This window comes from Polaromonas sp. (assembly GCF_029945685.1).
Taxonomy (GTDB): Bacteria; Pseudomonadota; Gammaproteobacteria; order Burkholderiales; family Burkholderiaceae_C; genus Polaromonas.
On sequence record NZ_JAQSDA010000006.1, the window covers coordinates 220,077 to 234,689 of the forward strand.

Consider the following 14,613-nt stretch of genomic DNA (forward strand, 5'->3'; position numbering starts at 1 on the left):
CATGAGTACAAGTTCCCCCCTTCCCGCCTTCGGCGCGCTGGCCGGCCTGAAGGTGATCGACCTGTCGCGTGTGCTCGGCGGGCCCTACAGCGGCCAGATCCTGGCCGACCACGGCGCGCAAGTCATCAAGGTCGAGCCGCCCGCCGGCGACGAAACCCGCGCCTGGGGCCCACCCTTTGCCGACGACGGCACCGCCGCCTACTACAACGGTTTGAACCGCAACAAGCGCGCCATCGCCATCGACCTGTCTCGGCCCGAGGGTCGCGAGATCGTGCTCAAGCTGCTGGAAAACGCCGACGTGCTGATCGAGAACTTCAAGATCGGCACGCTGGAGCGCTGGGGCATCGGCTATGAGCAGACGCTGCGCGAACGCTTCCCGCGCTTGATCCACTGCCGGGTCAGCGGCTTTGGCGCCGATGGACCGCTCGGCGGCGCACCGGGCTACGACGCCGTGGCACAGGCGCTGGGCGGCCTGATGAGCGTCAACGGCACGCCGGACACCGGCCCGCTGCGGGTCGGTGTCCCGGTGGTCGACATCACCACCGGCCTGTCGGCCGTGATCGGCGTGCTGCTGGCGGTGATCGAACGCCAGCGTTCCGGGCGCGGGCAGTTCGTCGAGGCCACGCTGTACGACACCGCCGTGTCGCTGCTGCACCCGCAAAGTGCAAACTGGCTGCAGTCGGGCCAGACACCCAAGCTCAGCGGCAATGCGCACTCCAACATCGTGCCCTACGACAAGTTTGCCACCCAGACCTGCGAGGTCTTCCTGGGAATCGGCAACAACGGACAGTGGAAAAAGCTGTGCGAGTTCCTCGGCCGTCCCGAAATGGCCGACGAGCCGCGCTTTGCCACCAACGCCGAGCGTTTTCGGCACCGTGATGCGCTGCGCGCCCTGCTTGAGGAACACCTGCTGAAGGTGGATGGCGAGTGGCTGTGCCAAGAACTGTTGGCAGCCGGCATTCCGGCCGGCGCCGTCAGGACCGTTCCTCAGGTATTGACCGACCCCCACACCCTGCATCGGGACATGGTGGTACAGGTGGAGGGTGTTCGAGGCATCGGCATACCCGTCAAGCTGTCGCGCACACCGGGGCGGGCGCACAGCGCCCCGCCGCGCTTCGGCCAACACACACGCGAGCTGCTCCTGGAGCATGGCTACGGCGCTGCCACCGTTGACGCAATGATCGCGCGGGGAACCATCGTGGAACACGTTGCGGAATGAACCCTGCCTGTCAGAGAGTAGGGAAATCCCCAGATACCTAACTAATGTTAGGCTCTAAAATAAAAATCTTTTATGCAGAACAAAAATCGAGTCGGCAAGCTGCGCACAGGCAGATGGTCGACCGTGCAATGTCATAGGCACCTTCAGTGATCAACACCATTAGTACCAATAGCAGTACCAGAGAGCAGGGGTCGGCTCCGATGCAAGCCAGCAACGAGGCACTAGCACCCGTCCTTGAATGCCGGGGGCTGGAGCGGCGGTTCGGCGGTCTGGTCGCGTTGACCGGGGTCAATCTGCGCATCGAGCGCGGAGAGATCTTTGGCCTGGTCGGCCCCAACGGCAGCGGCAAGACGACCATGACAAACGCCATCACCGGCTTCTTCCCACCCCAGGTCGGCAGCATATGGCTCAATGGCCGCGACATCACCGGCATGGCGCCACACAAGGTCGCCGCCCTGGGCGTGGCGCGCACCTTCCAGAACCTGGCGCTCTTCAACGGCATGAGTGTGCTTGACAACATCCTGCTTGGGCGCCACATCCACATGAAGGCCGGCGTGGCAAAAACCGCCCTGTATTGGTGGCTGGGTCGGAAGGACGAAATGGCGCACCGCCTCAAGGTCGAGGAAATCATCGATTTCCTGCAGCTACAGAGCGTGCGTGACGAACTGGTGGACAGCATTCCGATCGGGCTGAAAAAACGCGTCGAACTGGCACGTGCGCTAGTGGCGGAACCCAGCTTTCTCGTTCTTGACGAACCCATGGCCGGCATGAACCAGGAGGAAAAGGAATACATGGCGCGCTTTATTCTCGATGCGCGCGACGAGCGCCATGTCACCGTGCTGCTGATCGAGCACCATATGGACGTGATCACCGGCATCTGCGATCGAATGATGGTTCTCAGCTATGGTGAAACCATAGGAACCGGAATTCCTGCCGAGGTGATGAAGGATGAGCGCGTGATCAAGGCCTATCTGGGAGGTGCGCATGCAACGCACTGACATTGACACCACCAAGGGCGGTAGCACCACAACCTGGGACCTGGGCACCGACACCACCCTCATCCGCATCCTGGCCCGCAACGCCGAGTTGCTGGGCCATCGCGTCGCCATGCGCGAAAAAAACCTGGGAATATGGCAGGAGACCACCTGGTCGCAAATGCTGGATGCCACGCTCGCCTGCGCGGCCGGCATGGAAAGTCTCGGGTTTGGCGCCGAGGATGCCTTGCTGGTGCTGGGCGACAACCGGCCCCGGCTTTACATAGGCATGCTGGCAGCCGGGATGCTGGGTGGTTACGCCATGCCGGTCTACCCCGACGCCACGCACGACGAAATCCATCACTTCATGCATGAGGCGAATGTCCGCTTCGTCCTGGCCGAAGATCAGGAACAGGTCGACAAGGTGCTCGATCTGGGCGATCAGGGTGCAACGATCAGCAACATCATTTACGACGAGCCACGCGGTTTGACCAGCTATCCGAATCCCGGACTGGTGTCGTGGGAAAAGTTGCAGGCCATTGGTGCAGATCTCCTGCGTGCCGAACCGAAACTGCGAAATGTCTTGATCGAACGGGCCCGGCCCGAAGGGCCGGCCGTGTTCGTCCACTCGTCGGGAACCACGGGCAAGCCGAAGGGCGTGGTGTTGAGCCACAGGAATTTGCTCGCCGGGGTTGGCAACGCCCATCGCGGGGGGGCTTTCACATTCGGCGAGGACATCCTCGCCTATCTGCCCATGGCCTGGGTGGGCGACTTTGCGATCACGGTCGGCGCCGGTGTTGCGCTGCACTTCACCATCAACATTCCCGAGCGCCAGGAAACGGTGCTGCACGACCTGCGCGAGGTCGCGCCCACTTTCTATCTGGCGGCACCCCGAAGCTGGGACAACATGCTGACCACCATCCAGGTTCGCATGGAGGATTCGACGCCGCTCAAGAAATGGCTCTACGATGTTTTCATGAACTCCGCACTGGCAGCCGAACGACGCAAACTCGAGGGAAAACAGTCAAGCCTGAAAGAGCGTCTGATGCGGCAGCTGGGAGAGTGGCTAATCTTCGGGCCGATCAAGGACCAGTTGGGCCTGACCCGCCTGCGAAATGCCTTCACCGGCGGCGAGGCCATTGGCGAGGACACTTTTGTTTTTTACCGCGCACTGGGCGTGAAATTGCGACAGTTCTATGGTCAAACCGAAAGCAGCGCTTTCAATGCCTTGCAGGACACCGAAGAAGTACGCCTGCACACGGTCGGCAGGCCATTGCCGGGGGTTGAGGTCAAAATCGGCGACAACGGCGAGATCATGGTTCGATCCGGGAGTGTTTTTTCCGGTTACTACAAACTTGAAAATGCCACCCGGGAAGCACTGGAGGATGGCTGGTTGCGCACGGGCGATGCCGGTTATGTCGAGCCTGACGGGCATATGGTGGTGCTCGGGCGTTTGTCGGAGGTGGTGCACACCGCCAAAGGCGAACGCTACATCCCGAACTACATCGAGAACCGCCTCAAGTTCAGTCCGTACATCAAGGATGTGGCGGTGCTCGGGAGCGGTCGCGACACGCTGGCGGCCATCATCTGCATCGACAAGGAGCCGGTTGGCCATTGGGCCGAGGTACGGGGCATTTCCTACATGTCCTATGCCGACCTTTCGCAAAACCCCGAGGTGATCGAATTGGTCACGGCAGCTGTCAAACGCGTCAACAGCATCCTGCCGGACGGACTGAAACTGCATCACTTCGTGTCGCTGCACAAGGAGTTCGACCCCGATGATGGGGAGGTCACGCGAACACGCAAGTTGCGCCGCAACGTGGTGGAAGAGCGTTATGCACCCATCATTGACGCGATCTACGGCGGCCAGAAGACGGTCACGATGAAGGCGCAGATCACATACGAATCCGGGGAGGTCGGCACCATCGAGCGCCAACTCTCGGTGCAGGAGATTTAAATCATGGACTTTTCACTGTTTGCCGAGTTGGCCATCAATGGCGCACTGTCGGGGTTGATGTACTCATTGGTGGCGCTGGGAATCGTGCTCATCTACAAGTCGTCCTCTGTGCCCAACCTGGCGCAAGGTGCGATGACCATGCTCGGTGCCTATGTGGTGCTGGCCATCGCCAACGGCATCGGCCTTCCCATGTGGACGGCCATTCCTCTGGCCATGGGGACGATGTTTTTCGTCGGCATGGGCATCGAGCGGGTGGCCTTGCGCCGACTGGCGGGCCGTCCCATCATCATGATTCTGATGATGACGCTGGGGCTGGATATCTTCATACGCGCGACAACGATGGCCATCTGGGGCGGCTCAAGTCGTCCAATGTCCATCGGCATCAGCGACGAACCGCTGTTTCTGGGGCCGCTGCTGCTCAATCGCTCCTACGTGGTGGGGGCCGTGGTTGCCGCGGCACTGTTTGCAATCTTCTTTTTCTTCTTTCGCACGCGCAGGGGCATTGTCCTGCGCGCCATCTCTGATGACTACATCGCATCCTGGTCAATCGGCATATCGGTTGAGCGCGGGGTGGCTTTTTCCTGGGCCATGTCCTCGGTTCTGGCGACAACGGCCGGCGTGTTGTGGGGATCGGTTCAAGGAGTCAATCAAGGGCTGGCGCTGCTTTTACTCAAGGGCTTGACCGTCGCCGTTCTGGGCGGTCTTGACAGCATCGGCGGGGCTATTCTGGCCGGCTTGCTACTGGGTCTTCTTGAAGGTGTTGCGTCAGGCTATCTCGACCCATTGGTTGGCGGTGGTAGCCGCGACCTGGTGGTAGCCGCGACGCTGATTCTGACCATCCTGATTCGGCCCCACGGTCTGTTCGGGCGACACGACATTGAAAGGATCTGAAGGCCATGCTTTTTCGTCAATCAGGAATTTTTCACACCAGTTACGCGGACGCGCGGGCACTTTTCCCGTTGCCTGCTGATCGCTGGATGATCGGCTTGCTGCTGGCCTTTGCATTAACCGCGCCACTCACCATGAGCTCGCTCGTCCTCAGCACCCACCTGTTACCCTGGCTGGTGTGGACTGCGGCAGTGCTCGGCTTGAACCTGATCCTGGGTTGGGCCGGTCAGTTCCACTTCGGCTACGCCGCCATCATGGGCATCGGCGCCTACACGGCAGTGCATGGCGCGCGCAACGGCATCCCCTGGGAGATCGCGGTGGTGCTCGGCGGCGTGATGGCCGCAGTCATCGGCATCGTTTTCGCTTTCGCGGCGCTGCGCGTGAAGGGCCTGTATCTGGCGCTCAGCACGCTGGCCCTGCAGTTCGTGATGGACTGGGTGATCTCCCATGTGCCGGCCATCAGCGGCGGCTCCCAGGCCACGCTGCAAGCACCAGCGATGCGCTTGCTCGGTCAGGCCGTCACGTCGGAAACCGGCCTCTATTACGTGGCGCTGGGCTGGTGCCTGCTCGTGACAGTCTTCATGCTCAATCTGCGCCGCAGCGCGCTTGGGCGCGCGCTCGTCGCCGTGCGTGAAAAGGACTTCGCCGCGGCCGTCATCGGCGTGCACAGCCTGTATTACAAGCTGGTGGCTTTCGCGACCTCGTCCTTCATTGGCGGCGTCAGCGGCGCCATCCTGATTTTCACCTTCTACCGGGCGGCCACACCGGAGCAGTTTGCCGTCAATGTATCCATCGAGTTGCTGGCCATGGTGATTGTCGGCGGGTTGGGCAGCATCATCGGCAGCTATTTTGGGGCCGCCTTCATTCTGTTGATGCCCGGCCTGATGAACAGTCTGATCGGCTGGCTGGCGCAGCTCGCAGGTGCCTCGCTCGGCGTTGAAACGCTGGCCCACATCCCGCATGCGGTTTATGGTGCCTTGATCATTGTGTTCCTGCTGGTTGAGCCGATGGGTCTGGGCAAGATGTACACGAACCTGCGCAACTATCTGCTGGTCTGGCCCTTCGGCTACGCCCGAAAGTAAAGATGACATCATGCACGCGACTGACAACTTGACTTCCACCCCGACGCTGATGCACAACCCCGCAGCGAGCCCTGCACCGGTGCTGTCGCTGAACAACGTCGAGGTCATCTACGACCACGTGTCGCTCGCCATCAAGGGCGTGTCGATTGATGTGCCCCAAGGCGGTATGGTGGCACTGCTGGGGGCCAACGGCGCCGGCAAAAGCACAACGCTGAAGTCGATCAGCGGTTTGCTACGCCCCGAGCGGGGCCTGGTAACCCGCGGTGAGGTACGTTTCATGGGACATAACATCGATGCGCTGGCGCCTCAGGAGCGCGTCAAACTCGGTATCGTTCATGTGCTGGAAGGGCGGCGCGTGTTTGAACACATGACGCCTGACGAGAACCTGATCGCGGCCTCCGCCGTCCGCGGCAGCCGCCAGGACATGCTGCGAAACAAAGACATGGTTTACACCTACTTCCCGCGCTTGCACCAGCGGCGCACCGCGCAGTCCGGCTACCTGTCAGGCGGCGAGCAGCAGATGCTGGCCATCGGTCGCGCCCTGATGACGCAGCCCAAGCTGTTGATGCTTGATGAGCCCAGCCTCGGACTGGCGCCCTTTCTCGTGGCCGAGATTTTTGATATTGTCCGGCGCATCAACAAGGAAGAAGGTCTGTCCGTTCTGCTGGTGGAGCAAAACGCCATTGCCGCTCTGGACGTGGTCTCGCATGGTTACCTGATCGAAAACGGACGCGTGGTGATGCATGACAACGCAGAGGCCATGAAGAAAAACCCGGATATCCAGGAGTTTTACCTCGGAGGCGCTGAAGGCCACAATTTCCATGACATCAAGCACTATCGCCGGCGCAAGCGCTGGCTGACCTGACCGAGGGTAAAACCCTGTCTACGGCGATATCCGGTTTCGCGTTCAGTCTTGGGGCGTACTGTACGGCGTGCCCATTGGACTTTTTTAACCCGTACGATTCTTAGGAGAACAGACATGAGATCCAAGTTACTTTCTATCGTGGCAGGTCTGGGATTGGCGCTTGCCGGTCTGCAGTCTGCCCAGGCGCAAGCCCAGCCCATCAAATTCGCGCTTTGTTATGACCTGAGCAAGTCCTACGGCTTTGTGACGCCGCAAATCTCCCAGGCGGCGAATGACTATGCCAAGATATTGAACCAGAAAGGCGGCATCGAAGGCCACCCCATCGAAATCATGGTTCAAGACCATGGCAACGAGCCTCAGCGTGGCATCGAGTGCTACGAAAAGATGAAACGCGAAGGCGCCATTGCCTTCGATTTCCTGTCCACGCCGGTTTCCCGCGCCGTTCTGCCGCGCGCCATGGCGGATGGCAATGTGATGGTGCAATCTTTCGTCGGCCGCGGCGATGCGGTCGATGGTGATGTGTTCAAGTGGATTTTCCCCATTGGGCCAACCTATTGGGGCCAAATGGCCAACAATATCCACTACATCAAAACCAAGGCCAACGGCAACCTCAAAGGCGTGAAGATCGCATTCATCTACCCCGACTATCCGTTCGGGCAGGAGCCGATCGGCGTGCTGAAGACGCTCGCGGCCAAGGAAGGTTTTGATTTACACCTCATTCCCAACCCGATGCCGGGCAATGACCAATCCGCAGCCTGGACCCAGATCCGCCGCATCAACCCCGATTGGGTGATCAGTTGGAATCTGGCCGGCATGCACGTGGTCGCAGCGCGTGAGATGAAGCGCAACGGCATCCCGATGGACAAATACATTGCCGTCAACTGGCTCAACGAAGTTGACCTCGCCAACATCGGTCTGGAAAACGCAAAAGGCCTCAAGCGCGGCACCAACGTGGCGGGTGGACAGAGCCACCCGCTGATGCAGCAGATCATCAAGGACCTGTATGAGAAAGGCAAGGGCAGCGGTGACCGCAAGCATCTCAGCGATATTTACTACAACACCGGTCTGGCCATCTATGCCAGCGTTTTCGAGGGCGCTCGCCTGGCCATCAAACAAAATGGCTGGCCCATCACGCCTGACAAAATGAAGCGCGGCCTAGAAAGCTTGAAAAACTTTGATGCCGAAGACCTGATCGCCCCCGTGACGGTGACCGCCAAGGACCATGGCGGCGGCGGCAAGACCCGCATCGACATGTGGGATGGCGCCAAGTGGGTGCCCCAGACGGACTGGTTCTCGGCGTATAACGACGTGATCCAGGACATCGTGAAGAAAGAATCCGGCGAGTTCGCCAAGAACAAACAGTAATTGCCATCCCTTGGGAGGGGCACGATCAGGCGTGTTGCGCACCGATCAGGCCCTTCCCAGCCTGTTTTCGGATTTTCATCCCTCTCTTGAATCGACCGGTGGCACCCAATGCCGCAGCGAATTGCCATGGTAGCTGCCAAGCCCACGACCAAACGCAGAAAAATCTCGCCACCTTACCTAACTATCGTTTGACAGTTACAATATCAACCTCACAAATGTGGCGCCAAAAGCGCAAGGAGCAATAAATATGGATCTCGATCTAAAAGGCAAATCGGTCATCGTCACTGGTGGCGGCTCGAACATTGGCCGCGGCATCGTGCTCGGCTTCGCCGCGGAAGGCGCTAACATCACCATCGGGGACATCGACGACAAGCAGGCGCAAAAGACGGCAGAACTCGCGCTGGCGAGCGGCGCGGCGTCGGCGCAGGTTGTCAAGACCGATGTCACCAAGCTTGACCAGGTGCAAGCCATGTTCAAGGCGGCCACGGACAAGTTCAGCGGCGTCGATGTCCTTGTCAACAACGTCGGCTGGGACCAGTTGATGTTCTTCACGCAGACGACCCCCGACCTGTGGCAAAAGATCATCAACATCAACTACCTCGGCGTTCTCAACTGCACCAAGACCGCGCTTGAAGTCATGGTTCCTCGCAACGCCGGCTCCATCGTCTCCATCAGTTCCGACGCCAGCCGACAAGGTGAGCCACGTGAAGCGGTATATGGCGGCGTCAAGGCCGCCATCAACAGCTTCATGAAAACGATCGCCAAGGAAAACGGGCGTTACGGCATCCGCTGCAACGTGGTATGCCCCGGCGTCACGATCCCCAGTACCACCGACGAAGTGGGCGGAAGCAGCATGTGGATCGATGCCGGCAGCATGTTCACGCCGGAGCAACTGGAAAAAGTCGCCAAGGCGCTGCCATTGCGCAAAGTGGGACGGCCGCAGGATATTGCCAATGCCGTCGTCTTCCTGTCTTCAGCGAAGGCTGCGGGTCATGTCACCGGGCAGGTGCTTTCGGTGTCTGGTGGTTACAGCATGATTGGGTAAACGCCTGGGCATGGTCGGCAGGCGTGCGACGTTGAAATACCAAACAAGGAAAATTCATGGACTTCAAGGACATCATCTACGAAGAACGCGACTCGGTGGCCTACATCGCGATCAACCGCCCCGACGTGATGAATGCGTTTCGCGGCCAGACAGTCGAGGAACTGCTGCAGGCATTCATGAAAGCAGGCTGGGACAAGCGAATCGCCGCCATTGTGCTCACGGGGACGGGTGACCGTGCTTTCTGCACCGGCGGCGATCAGTCGGCCCATGCCGGCCAGTACGACGGCCGGGGCACCATCGGCATCCCGGTGGAAGAGTTTCACAGCGCCATTCGTGACGTGCCCAAGCCCGTGATCGCCCGCGTGCAGGGCTACGCCATTGGCGGCGGCAATGTCTTGGCCACCTTGTGCGACATGACTATTGCCTCGGAAAAGGCCGTGTTTGGCCAGGTCGGCCCGAAGGTCGGCTCGGTCGATCCTGGCTGGGGCACGGCCTACCTGAGCCATGTGGTTGGCGAAAAGAAAGCACGCGAGATCTGGTACATGTGCCGCCGTTACAATGCGCAGGAGGCCTTGGCCATGGGTCTATGCAACACCGTCGTGCCCCACGATCAGCTCGATGCCGAAGTCGCCCGCTGGTGCAAGGAAATTGTCGAAAAAAGCCCGACCGCTCTGGCGATCGCGAAACGCTCGTTCAACGCATCCACCGAGCACATTCGCGGCATCGGCAGCCTGGGACTTCAAGCGCTGAGCCTGTACTATGACACGGCAGAATCCAAAGAAGGCGTGAGCGCTTTCCTGGAAAAACGCCGGCCTGATTTCAGGCAGTGGGCCAATGGCGGCAAGTGAGCAAATGCAAGCCCTAAATAGCCCATGCGACGCGCCCATGCACGAGGCCGCCGCTTTGACAAAAGCTAGGTTTGATACGATTTGTATTTTGAATCTACCTAATGGTCAATATGAAGTCAAATACAGACGCAAAACCCAGCAAAAATGACGTAGATGCCCCCGCTACACGCGAACGCGTGCTGCTCGAAGCTGCACGGCTATTCAGGCATCATGGCTATTCCGCAACTACTTTACGCGAGGTTGCTGATGCTGCCGGCGTCAAAGCCGGCAGCATCTACTATCACTTCGAATCGAAAGAGCAGATCCTGGGCGAAGTACTTGACAAAGGCATCACCATCGTCGCGGATGCCGTGCGCACCCGTATTGGGGCTCTTCCCGAAAGTGCACTCTGGCGAGACCGAATCGCGGCTGGCATTGAAGGCCATCTCTGGGGAATGCTGCATTATGGCGACTTCACGTCAGCCAACATCCGCATCTATGGCCAAATTCCGACCAGCGCAAAAAATCGCCACCGGGTGGTGCGGCGGGCTTACGCAGACTACTGGGATCGGCTGTTCGAATCAGCGCTCGCCAGCGGCGAATTGCGCCCGGACACCAACACGGCCATGATTCGGCTTTTCGTGATTGGCGCATTGAACTGGACCGTCGAATGGTACAACCCCCAGCGCGGCTCTTTTCAAGACTTCTCACGCCAAATCACAGCGATCGTGTTCGATGGAATCCTCACGCATGACAAAGCATAACCGCAATGCATCGCCGGCAACTTCGACAGACCGGGCCGAGGGACTGACAGCAACAGTCCTCATGTCGCCTATGTGGCTCAGTGGCACGCTGACCGGCTGCGTCTGGGGACTCTCAAATTGGACAACCCGCCACAGGAGCAGCAAATGACCGTCAAGGAAGGCTGGCGCGGCCGGTTCTATGAAGACTTCGAGGTCGGCGACGAGTATCGGCATGCCCTTGGCCGCACCCTGACCCAGAACGACAACATCTGGTTCACGTTGCTGACGCAAAACACGGCTCCGCTGCACTTCGATGCCCACTACGCCACGCAGACGGAGTTCGGCCGCCCGCTCGTCAACTCCTGCCTCACGCTGGCCCTCGTGACGGGGCAGACGGTGAGCGATGTCTCGCAAAACGTCATGGCCAACCTTGGGTGGGACGAAGTCCGTCTGCCGCATCCGGTGTTCGAGGGCGACACGCTCTATTCACGTTCCACGGTGCTGGACAAGCGCGAGTCACGGTCGCGTCCCAATGTCGGCGTCGTGACGGTGCGAACCGAAGGCTACAACCAGAGCGGCGTCATTGTCTGCACGTTCAAGCGCACGGTAATGGTCTACAAACGTGACGGCGCACCGCGCACCGCACCGCCGCTGCCGGCCGACAACAGCCCCTGAACCGCCCCCTTTCGTCAACTTCGGCCCCAGGGCCGCCAACTTTTTTGATTCTCTCCGCATGAAGCCCACCTCCCTGCTCGATCAATACGGCCCCCGCGAAGCGATGGAATATGACGTGGTGGTGGTGGGCGCCGGCCCCGGCGGTTTGGCCACGGCCATCCACCTCAAGCAGCTCGCGGCAGAAAAGGGCGAAGACGTCTCGGTGGTGCTGCTGGAAAAAGGCTCCGCGCCCGGTGCTCACATTCTCTCCGGCGCGGTCATGGATCCGATCGCGCTGAACGAACTCTTCCCCAACTGGAAGGAGCTGGGCGCACCGTTGAACCAACCCGTCACCGGTGACGACGTGCTTTTCCTGAGCGAAACCGGTGCCAGGCGCACGCCCAACTTCCTGGTGCCCGACTGCTTCCACAACGAGGGCAACTACGTCATCAGCCTGGGCGCCCTGACCCAATGGCTGGGCGAGCAGGCTGAAGGCTTGGGCGTGGAAATCTTCCCCGGCTTCACAGCCGCCGAGGTGCTGTACAACGACAACGGTTCTGTCAAAGGTGTAGCCACCGGCAACCTTGGCATTGGCAAGGACGGCCAGCCGACCGAGAACTTCCAGCTCGGCATGGAGTTGCACGCCAAGTACACCATCTTTGCCGAAGGCGCGCGCGGCCACCTGGGCAAGCAGCTCATCGCCAAATACAAGCTCGACGACGGCCGCGATCCGCAAAGCCATGCCATCGGCATCAAGGAACTGTGGGAGATCGACCCGGCCCGCGCCCAACCCGGCCGGGTGGTGCACACGGTCGGCTGGCCGATGGACAGCCAGACCTACGGCGGCGGCTTTCTCTACCACTTGGAAGGAGGCAAGGTCACGCTTGGCTTCGTCACCGGACTCGACTACAAAAACCCTTGGCTCAGCCCCTTTGAGGAAATGCAGCGCTGGAAGACCCACCCGGCCATTCGCGCCCACATCGAAGGCGGCAAGCGCATCGGCTACGGCGCGCGCGCCATCACCGCCGGCGGCCTGCTCAGCCTGCCCAAGACCGTGTTCCCTGGCGGCGCGCTGATCGGCTGCGATGCCGGCTACCTGAACGCCGCACGCATCAAGGGCAGCCACGCCGCCATCAAGAGCGGCATGCTGGCCGCCGAGGCCGCGTTTGAAGCCCTGGCCGCCGGACGCAGCAGCGACGAACTCAGCGCCTACCCCGCTGCGTTCGAAAACAGCTGGCTGCACACCGAACTCGACCAGTCGCGCAACTTCAAGCAGTGGTTCAAGAAAGGCAGCCTCGTCGGCGCCCTGATGACCGGCATTGAACAGTGGCTGCTGCCCAGACTCGGCATCAAGCGTCCGCCCTGGACGATTCACCGCACCCAGGTCGACCACGCCTGCCTGCGCCCGGCCGCGGAGATGCCGCAGATCAGCTACCCCAAGCCCGACGGCAAGCTCACCTTCGACCGGCTCTCCAGCGTGTTTGTGTCCAACACCAACCACGAAGAAAACCAGCCCGCGCACCTGACGCTCAAGGACGCCGACGTGCCGGTGCAGATCAACCTGGCGAAATACGCCGGCCCCGAGAGCCGCTATTGTCCAGCCGGCGTGTACGAGTTCGTGAAGAACGACGACGGCTCGGACCGGCTGCAGATCAACGCGCAGAACTGCGTGCACTGCAAGACCTGCGACATCAAGGACCCGACGCAGAACATCGTCTGGGTCACGCCCGAAGGCGGCGGCGGGCCGAACTATGCGGGGATGTAACCGAGAGACGCTGAATCACTGAGTCCCATCCGGAAGCGAGCCTGGGCAGAAAGTTGCCGCTCGCACTCACAACCGGAGTCGTCGGCACCGGCATAGGGGATTTCCCGAGTTGACGTTAATCTAACTACCGTTAGATTAACGTCCATGAACAAGGCATGATGCATGCCTCGCAGAACGACAAGGCACAAGGCAGGCACGCCGCCTACCCAACACGGCCAACACGGCCAACACGGGACAAACTTTGAGAAAATTCACTGCCCCCCCGACCGGTACCCTGGAAACCAGAGGCCATGGTCGCGCCCATGAATCCGGCCCATCCGAGCCGAAGGTCTGCACGACTGCGGCTGCCATCCTGGCGCACCCCTCCACTACGCTCGACCGGCAAACCCGTTCAATGGTTGAGCCCCTGCAGCACGGCGCAAGGAACGGCCTGTCATGCTGAATCTCACCAATGTCCAGATCGTTTACGACAACACCATCGAGGCGGTGCGAGAGGCCTCATTGGCCGTCGGCAAAGGTCGCATAGTCGCCCTGCTCGGTTCCAACGGGGCCGGGAAATCAACCACGCTCAAAGGCATTTCGGGCGTTCTATATCCGGAAGACGGTGAGATCAAGGGTGGCCAGATCACGTTTGAAAACCGCCAGCTGACCGGCCTGGCGCCGGACGAAATCGTGCGCGCCGGCGTGGTCATGGTGCCCGAGGGGCGCCGCCTGTTCGACCAGTTGACGGTCGAGGAAAACCTCGTGATGGGCGGCTACACGCGCAGTCTGACCGACGCCAGGCGCCAGATGGAGATGGTGTATGGGCTGTTCCCGCGTCTGGTGCAAAAACGCAGCACGGTGTCGGGCTACCTGTCGGGCGGCGAACAGCAGATGGTGGCCATCGGCCGCGCGCTGATGTCGTCCCCGAAACTGCTGATGCTCGACGAGCCCACGCTCGGTCTGGCGCCACAGATCAGCGAAGAGATTTTTGAAATCATCACCCGCCTGTGCCGCCAGGAAGGCATGGGCATTCTCCTGGTGGAGCAGAACGCGCAGATGGCGCTGGTCATTGCCGACTATGGCTACATCATGGAAAACGGCCGCGTGGTGCTCGACGGTGAGGCCGACAAGATGCTGCGCAACGACGACGTGCGCGAGTTCTACCTCGGCTTCGGCGAAGGCGGATCGCGCAAGAACATGCGCGACGTGAAGCACTACAAGCGGCGCAAACGCTGGCTCTCCTGAGA

13 protein-coding genes are annotated in these 14,613 nt (G+C 60.6%); all 13 read left to right on the top strand.

Annotation, left to right across the window (positions count from 1 at the left end; translation table 11 throughout):
- Position 1: 1 nt before the first annotated feature.
- Entirely contained in the window at positions 2–1,219 is a 1,218-nt protein-coding gene (locus PSV26_RS03540) for a CaiB/BaiF CoA-transferase family protein (protein WP_300567819.1), read from the top strand.
- Positions 1,220–1,419: 200 nt separating this feature from the next.
- Positions 1,420–2,217 carry an ABC transporter ATP-binding protein gene (locus tag PSV26_RS03545; RefSeq protein ID WP_300567822.1) on the top strand — a complete coding sequence of 266 codons (798 nt, stop codon included), beginning with the start codon at positions 1,420–1,422 and terminating at the stop codon, positions 2,215–2,217.
- Positions 2,204–4,150 carry an AMP-binding protein gene (locus tag PSV26_RS03550; RefSeq protein ID WP_300567824.1) on the top strand — a complete coding sequence of 649 codons (1,947 nt, stop codon included), beginning with the start codon at positions 2,204–2,206 and terminating at the stop codon, positions 4,148–4,150. Before PSV26_RS03545 ends, PSV26_RS03550 begins: the two co-directional genes overlap by 14 nt.
- A 3-nt stretch (positions 4,151–4,153) precedes the next feature.
- Positions 4,154–5,041 (top strand): branched-chain amino acid ABC transporter permease, encoded by an 888-nt coding sequence (locus PSV26_RS03555; RefSeq protein ID WP_096696821.1) that lies wholly within the window; start codon positions 4,154–4,156, stop codon positions 5,039–5,041.
- 5 nt (positions 5,042–5,046) lie between these two features.
- Positions 5,047–6,120 (top strand): branched-chain amino acid ABC transporter permease, encoded by a 1,074-nt coding sequence (locus PSV26_RS03560; RefSeq protein WP_300513836.1) that lies wholly within the window; start codon positions 5,047–5,049, stop codon positions 6,118–6,120.
- A 49-nt stretch (positions 6,121–6,169) separates the two neighbouring features.
- Positions 6,170–6,985 carry an ABC transporter ATP-binding protein gene (locus PSV26_RS03565; RefSeq protein ID WP_300514603.1) on the top strand — a complete coding sequence of 272 codons (816 nt, stop codon included), beginning with the start codon at positions 6,170–6,172 and terminating at the stop codon, positions 6,983–6,985.
- A 114-nt stretch (positions 6,986–7,099) separates the two neighbouring features.
- The gene (locus tag PSV26_RS03570; protein ID WP_300567827.1) at positions 7,100–8,350 is read left to right on the top strand and encodes an ABC transporter substrate-binding protein; all 1,251 of its coding nucleotides are present in this window, start codon (positions 7,100–7,102) and stop codon (positions 8,348–8,350) included.
- Positions 8,351–8,597: 247 nt separating this feature from the next.
- A complete protein-coding gene (locus PSV26_RS03575) occupies positions 8,598–9,395 on the top strand; it encodes an SDR family oxidoreductase (protein ID WP_096696818.1) in 798 nt (265 codons plus the stop codon).
- A gap of 56 nt (positions 9,396–9,451) precedes the next feature.
- Positions 9,452–10,243, top strand: coding sequence for a 2-ketocyclohexanecarboxyl-CoA hydrolase (gene badI, locus PSV26_RS03580; protein WP_300567833.1), 792 nt, complete (start codon positions 9,452–9,454; stop codon positions 10,241–10,243).
- Positions 10,244–10,344: 101 nt separating this feature from the next.
- Positions 10,345–10,986, top strand: a complete 642-nt coding sequence (locus PSV26_RS03585) for a TetR/AcrR family transcriptional regulator (protein ID WP_300567836.1) — start codon at positions 10,345–10,347, stop codon at positions 10,984–10,986.
- 144 nt (positions 10,987–11,130) lie between these two features.
- On the top strand, positions 11,131–11,640 hold the full coding sequence (locus PSV26_RS03590; RefSeq protein WP_300568067.1) for a MaoC family dehydratase: 510 nt from the start codon (positions 11,131–11,133) through the stop codon (positions 11,638–11,640).
- 58 nt (positions 11,641–11,698) lie between these two features.
- Entirely contained in the window at positions 11,699–13,384 is a 1,686-nt protein-coding gene (locus PSV26_RS03595; RefSeq protein WP_300567839.1) for an electron transfer flavoprotein-ubiquinone oxidoreductase, read from the top strand.
- 435 nt (positions 13,385–13,819) lie between these two features.
- Positions 13,820–14,611, top strand: a complete 792-nt coding sequence (locus tag PSV26_RS03600; RefSeq protein ID WP_300567842.1) for an ABC transporter ATP-binding protein — start codon at positions 13,820–13,822, stop codon at positions 14,609–14,611.
- Positions 14,612–14,613: the final 2 nt, after the last annotated feature.

Coding starts and splice junctions, on each gene's coding strand:
- PSV26_RS03575 (WP_096696818.1), top strand. CDS start 8,598: ATGGATCTCGATCTAAAAGGCAAATCGGTCATCGTCACTGGTGGCGGC.
- PSV26_RS03585 (WP_300567836.1), top strand. CDS start 10,345: ATGGTCAATATGAAGTCAAATACAGACGCAAAACCCAGCAAAAATGAC.
- PSV26_RS03590 (WP_300568067.1), top strand. CDS start 11,131: ATGACCGTCAAGGAAGGCTGGCGCGGCCGGTTCTATGAAGACTTCGAG.
- PSV26_RS03555 (WP_096696821.1), top strand. CDS start 4,154: ATGGACTTTTCACTGTTTGCCGAGTTGGCCATCAATGGCGCACTGTCG.
- PSV26_RS03600 (WP_300567842.1), top strand. CDS start 13,820: ATGCTGAATCTCACCAATGTCCAGATCGTTTACGACAACACCATCGAG.
- PSV26_RS03565 (WP_300514603.1), top strand. CDS start 6,170: ATGCACAACCCCGCAGCGAGCCCTGCACCGGTGCTGTCGCTGAACAAC.
- PSV26_RS03545 (WP_300567822.1), top strand. CDS start 1,420: ATGCAAGCCAGCAACGAGGCACTAGCACCCGTCCTTGAATGCCGGGGG.
- PSV26_RS03550 (WP_300567824.1), top strand. CDS start 2,204: ATGCAACGCACTGACATTGACACCACCAAGGGCGGTAGCACCACAACC.
- PSV26_RS03595 (WP_300567839.1), top strand. CDS start 11,699: ATGAAGCCCACCTCCCTGCTCGATCAATACGGCCCCCGCGAAGCGATG.
- PSV26_RS03570 (WP_300567827.1), top strand. CDS start 7,100: ATGAGATCCAAGTTACTTTCTATCGTGGCAGGTCTGGGATTGGCGCTT.
- badI (WP_300567833.1), top strand. CDS start 9,452: ATGGACTTCAAGGACATCATCTACGAAGAACGCGACTCGGTGGCCTAC.
- PSV26_RS03540 (WP_300567819.1), top strand. CDS start 2: ATGAGTACAAGTTCCCCCCTTCCCGCCTTCGGCGCGCTGGCCGGCCTG.
- PSV26_RS03560 (WP_300513836.1), top strand. CDS start 5,047: ATGCTTTTTCGTCAATCAGGAATTTTTCACACCAGTTACGCGGACGCG.